This is a genomic window from Acinetobacter sp. YH16053 (assembly GCF_013417035.1).
GTDB classification, from domain to species: Bacteria; Pseudomonadota; Gammaproteobacteria; order Pseudomonadales; family Moraxellaceae; genus Acinetobacter; species Acinetobacter towneri.
The window spans coordinates 24614-30613 of sequence record NZ_VPEP01000023.1; the positions used below are offsets into that span (position 1 = coordinate 24614).

The 6000-nt window shown below is 45.5% G+C and carries 3 protein-coding genes and 1 pseudogene; 2 read left to right on the forward strand and 2 right to left on the reverse strand.

Going from position 1 to position 6000, the window contains the following annotated elements; genetic code table 11:
• Positions 1-169: 169 nt before the first annotated feature.
• Together FTV43_RS12630 and FTV43_RS12635 are read right to left on the reverse strand one after the other, a co-directional pair.
• Positions 170-1174: a CmpA/NrtA family ABC transporter substrate-binding protein gene (locus FTV43_RS12630; RefSeq protein ID WP_179995616.1), complete on the reverse strand. Its 1005-nt coding sequence runs from the start codon at positions 1172-1174 to the stop codon at positions 170-172.
• 10 nt (positions 1175-1184) lie between these two features.
• The gene (locus tag FTV43_RS12635) at positions 1185-1763 is read right to left on the reverse strand and encodes an ANTAR domain-containing response regulator (RefSeq protein WP_004280362.1); all 579 of its coding nucleotides are present in this window, start codon (positions 1761-1763) and stop codon (positions 1185-1187) included.
• A 503-nt stretch (positions 1764-2266) separates the two neighbouring features.
• Between FTV43_RS12635 and nirB the strand changes: the two genes are divergently transcribed.
• Both nirB and nirD read left to right on the forward strand, forming a co-directional pair.
• Positions 2267-4813: a nitrite reductase large subunit NirB gene (nirB, locus tag FTV43_RS12640; protein WP_218950806.1), complete on the forward strand. Its 2547-nt coding sequence runs from the start codon at positions 2267-2269 to the stop codon at positions 4811-4813.
• Positions 4814-4837: 24 nt separating this feature from the next.
• Positions 4838-5893: pseudogene (nirD, locus tag FTV43_RS12645) on the forward strand (nitrite reductase small subunit NirD); the annotation flags it as partial.
• Between the last annotated feature and the right edge of the window lie 107 nt (positions 5894-6000).

Here is a 6000-nt window from a genome sequence, read left to right on the forward strand (position 1 = left end):
TGCTAACTGAACCGTACTGGGTTTGTCGGATAGTCTCTCAGAATATTGACTCTCCGACAAACCCGGTACGGTTCAACTGGATTTACAACAGGCATTCAGCTAAATAAAACGTTAAATCTAAAAGACCCAAAATTTTTCTGGGTCTTTTTTTATGAGAATAGATAATATTTTAAACAACGGTCACTTCTTGCTGATAAATACAGGATTGCGCAATCTGTTTTTTTTGGGCTGCGGTCATTTCAATATTTTCCCATTTATCCATCTGCTGCAGGAGCCAGATAAAATCATCGACTTTCGGTTCGGCACTTTCCCCAACAAAATTCCGGATGATATTCTTGATCTTGTAAAAGTCATAGACATGCCGCTGGGCGGAACATTCAAACTGAATAATCTGATAGTCTACCAGCATGTCCCATACTTCTGATAAATCACTGCGCTGCTTTAAATCATCCTGCGCTTTTTGTACTGCCTTGACCACTGCCTCTACAGTAAATGGATGCTGTTCTGCCCATTCCTGGGTCATGGCCAAGACTTTATCGGCAACTTTTGGAATGACATTCTGGCTTGCCGCGACGATAAAACTATAGCCTTCAAGTTTGGCCTGAATATTCCAGGGTTCTCCCACGCAAAAGCCATCAAATACCTGTTCTGCGATTCCTTTTACCATGGAAGGCGGTGGAGAGGTCATCAGCTGGATATTCTTGGCCAGTTGTGGATCAGTCAGCGCCAGCCATTCTTTTAAACAGTAATGGTGAATCGAATATTTATAAACATAGGCCAGATTGATGGAATGATTCTGTTGTAAAGCCTGTACCAGTTTCTTTGAGGTATTCTGTTCATCATCCCCAGGCTGGATGCCGAGTTCATAGCACAAATCCTGGCGCAGGCTAATAAAAGCCTGATTCACGCTCAGTACTAGAGGGGTTTGCAAAGCCACCTGTAACTGGTCTGTACCCAGGGCAGCAGCGGGCAGCATGGCAGACAAGCAATGTGCAGCATCCAGAAAGCCATAAGCCAGACGGTCACGCAAACTAGACCAGGAGGCTTCACGGATTAAATTGATGGTTAATCCTTGCTCAGCAAAATACCCCTGTTTTTCGGCCCAGAGAATGGCAACACAATCAAGTAAAGGAATATAGCCAATATTGAGTTCAGTTTTTTCTAATGTGGACATATGCTTTTCCTTATTGGCCCAATAACAGCTTCTGTGCATCCAGTAAGCGTCTGGCCATTTCACCAATGGTAATCCGGTGACTCATGGCATTTTTACGCAATAAAGCAAAAGCTTGCTCTTCCGTTAATGCATGCAGCTGGATGAGCAACGCTTTGGCTTTATCGATATCTTTACGGTCAATCAGTTTGTCCTGGGTTTCTTTTAAATCATTCAGCAGCTTTTTATGTTTGCGGAATTGTTCAATTGAAATTTCCAGAATGCTTTCTAGTTTGGTGGGATCAATACCATCGACAATATAAGCCGTGATTCCGGCATCAATCGCACTTTTGATGGTGTCTTTATTGGAGTTCTGGGTAAACAGCACGGTCGGAAGTTCATATTGGCTGACACAGCTTTCAATAATATCCCGATGCGGATGATCCATATTCAGCAGGATCACATCTGCATGAATACCCTTAACATGTACCATATTCAGGTCATTCAGGATTAAACAGGCCACCACCTGAAAATCATGTGAAAGTAAGGATTCCTGGATGAATTGGGCGCGCTCCAGATCATCATCAATAAGAGCAATTCGTAATTTGGACATGGAATATTTTCAAGTAAGGCCTAAGGAATATTCAAGCAGGAGTAAAGCAAAAAACATGCCATTAAATTGGTGCATAAAATTCTATTTTTCTGTTCAATTTAGTGCATAGCTTTAGGGATTTCAGCTGATGGCTGATCAAAATGAAGCGTTTAGGTAGATCATCTGCCTGAAACAAGGCATTTTTCTATTAAAAAAGTTGGCACGGTTTCTGCATTTATTAAATCGTCAAAGATGACTTTCAATACTAACAACGGCCAACGATGTCCGTTCTGATCGTAATTGCACTTTCAAGGAGTGTGATTGGTATTTCGTTCAGCACAGGATAAATGACATGGTCAGTTGTTCAGCAATACAAAACGCACAAGCGTTTCAACCCTTCCTCCAGCATTACAAAGCGCTGGGTTGCGGTATTTACAACATATTCAATCAGCAGACATATCAATGCCTAGACGTGATATGCGGCTTTTTATCATCTTTAAAAAAACAATAGTTGGAGTGCAGATATGAAAATTCTCATGATTGGGCATGGCATGGTGGGGCATAAATTCATCGAATCTGTACTGGAACAGGCCGGTGATGACATTGAGCTGACCATTTTGGCAGAAGAGCCACATTTAGCTTATGACCGGGTACATTTGACCGAATATTTCAGCGGCAAGTCGGTCAAGGATCTGAGTCTGTGTCGTAGTGATTTTGCCGATGCTTATGGCATTGATTTGCGACTTAATACTAAAGCGGTTGAAATTGATCAGCTCCATAAAACCGTCACCACCAGCCAGGGTGATGTGCTGAGTTTTGACAAGTTGATTCTCGCTACCGGTTCTTATGCCTTTGTGCCACCAATCCCGGGCAATGACCGTCAGAATTGCTTTGTTTATCGTACCATTGAAGATCTGGATGCCATTCGTGCAGCCAGTCTGAATGCCAAAACTGGCGTAGTGATTGGCGGCGGCTTGCTAGGGCTGGAAGCAGCGAAAGCCCTGCGAGATCTGAATCTGGAAACCCATGTCGTAGAATTTGCTCCGCGTCTGATGGCGGTGCAGATTGATGATCTGGGCGGCCGGGTACTGCGCTCTAAAATTGAAGACCTGGGTGTCAAGGTACATACTCAAAAGGCCACATCAAGCATTGAAGATGGTGACAGCGCTCAGCATGTAATGAAGTTCGGAGATGGGTCGGTACTTGAAACTGACATCATCCTGTTCTCGGCCGGTATTCGTCCGCGTGATGAACTGGCGCGCCAGAGTGGTCTGCTGATTGGTGAGCGTGGCGGCATCATCATTAATGATTATTGCCAGACCTCACATCCGGACATTTATGCCATTGGTGAATGTGCACTTTGGGACAATAAAATTTATGGTCTGGTTGCACCGGGCTATGACATGGCGCGTATCGCGGCGAAACATGTACTGGGCCAAGAGAGTCATGCATTCGTTGGCGCAGACATGAGTACCAAGCTCAAACTGATGGGCGTGGATGTTGCTTCTATTGGTGATGCACACGCCATGTCCCCTGGTGTCTTGAGCTATTTCTATGCTGATGAAGCTGCGCAGATTTATAAAAAAATCGTGGTGTCAGCAGATAAGACCAAACTGCTGGGCGCGGTGCTGGTGGGATGTGCCAAAGAATATAGTGATCTTCTACAAATGATGCTGAATGGTCTGGCTGTACCGGAGCAACCGGAAAGCCTGATCATGCCGGGCTTTGATCAGTCAACTTCCAAATCGGGTGGTAGTGGTGTCGATTTATTGCCTGACAGTGCGACCATCTGTTCCTGTAATAACGTTTCCAAAGCTGATATCTGTTCAGCCATTGATGGCGGTGCAACTTCATTGGGTGCGCTGAAAAAATGCACGCAGGCTGCAACGGCATGTGGTGGCTGTGCGCCATTGGTAACGCAAGTTCTCAAATCTGAATTACAGCGTCAGGGTGTCACGGTGAACAATCACCTGTGCGAACACTTTGCCTATTCACGTCAGGAACTGTATCACCTGGTACGCGTGCATGAGATCAAGACATTCTCTGACCTGATTCAGCAACATGGGCACGGCATGGGCTGTGATATCTGCAAACCGACTGTAGCCAATATTCTGGCATCCTGTTGGAATGACTTTGTCCTAAAACCTAGCCATGCCGGTTTGCAGGATAGCAACGACTACTATCTCGGCAATATCCAGAAAGATGGTTCTTATTCGATTGTGCCACGTGTGGCAGGCGGCGAAATTACCCCGGATGGCCTGATTACCATTGGTCAGATCGCCAAAGATTATGGTCTATATACCAAAATCACAGGCGGACAACGAATTGACATGTTTGGTGCACAGGTACATCAGCTGCCTGAAATCTGGGAAAAACTGATCAATGCCGGTTTCGAGTCCGGACATGCCTACGGCAAATCCTTACGTACGGTGAAATCTTGTGTGGGCAGTACCTGGTGCCGTTTCGGAGTCGATGATTCTGTCGGCTTGGCGATTTTCCTGGAGAATCGTTATAAAGGCCTGCGTTCACCACATAAAACCAAAATGGCAGTATCTGGCTGTACCCGTGAATGTGCAGAAGCACAGAGCAAGGATGTCGGTGTCATTGCCACCGAAAAAGGCTGGAATCTATATGTATGTGGCAATGGCGGTATGAAACCGCGCCATGCTGAACTACTTGCCTCGGATCTGGATACTTCCACACTGATCAAATATATCGACCGCTTCTTTATGTTCTATATCCAGACAGCAGATCGTCTGCAACGCACCAGCGTATGGCGTGACAATATGGAAGGTGGGCTGGACTATCTGAAAGATGTCATTGTGCATGATTCACTGGGTATTGCTGCTGAACTGGAAAGCCGTATGCAGCATGTGATTGGCACTTATCAGGATGAATGGCGCACCGCGATTGAAGATCCTGAAGTACGCAAACGCTTTAAGACTTTTATCAATGCCAAAGCAGCTGAGCAGAATGACCCGAATATTCAGTTTACGCCTGTACGTGGCCAGATTCGTCCAAAGACAGAAGCTGAACGTGATTTAAACCGTATTCCAGTGGTTGAAGCCTAAATACCACAGTCAGGGAGAATGAAAATGACAATTTTAAAAGACATGAACGAACTGAACTGGTACGAAGTCTGCAATCTGGATGAGATTACCCCGAATACCGGTGTGGCAGCCCTGATTGAAGATCAGCAGATTGCAATTTTTCGCGTGGGGCAGGAACAGCGGGTGTATGCACTCAGCAATCAAGATCCATTTAGTCTGGCCAATGTCATGGCACGTGGCATTCTGGGTGATCTGCAAGGTGAGCGTGTAGTCGCATCCCCAATTTATAAGCAGCATTTCAGTCTGGTGACCGGCCGTTGTCTGGAAGAACAAGACCAGAAATTACTGGTATTTCCAACCCGAATTGAAAATGGCAAAGTTCTGGTGAGTCCGACTCCACAAAAAACTTATATTTCCAGTAATGGTCAAAACACAGAGCGCTTAAAACTGGTACTGGTCGGAAATGGGCTGGCGGGCATGCGCTGTCTGGAAGACTTGCTGGATATGGCGCCAGATCGTTATGACATTACCGTGATTGGGGAAGAGCCATGGGGCAATTACAATCGGATCATGTTGTCACCGGTATTGTCTGGTGAGAAAAGCTTTGCAGAAATTATGCTGCATTCAGCCGACTGGTATGCCAAAAAAGGCATTCGATTCATCGCTGGAGATGCTGCCAGCTCTATCGACCGTTCACGTAAGCAGGTTCATACCGAAAAAGGTGAAATCGTTGCTTATGATCGTCTGATCCTCGCTACTGGTTCCAAACCCTTTATACCACCAATTTCAGGTGCTGAACTTGAAGGCGTGATTAGCTTCCGGGATATTCAGGATGTTAACCACATGCTGGATTACTGCAAAACCAAGCAAAATGCCGTCGTGATTGGAGGTGGGTTGCTGGGTCTAGAAGCAGCTTATGGACTGAAGCAGCAGGGGATGAATGTAACTGTGCTGCATCTGATGGACCGTATTATGGATCGTCAACTGGATATGAAAGCCAGTCAAATGCTGAAAAAATCAATTGAAGATAAAGGCATCCGAATCATCACTGAAGCCAACACCGAAGAGCTGCTCGGTATAGATGTTAGCGGCAATGTAAAAATGACCCCCCAACAGCATTTGAAAATTGACCCCCTTGGTTAATATAGTGGTCTTTTTGGACTGCTCAACATGTTAACTTTGGAGCAAGCAGTGACAATCCAAATACT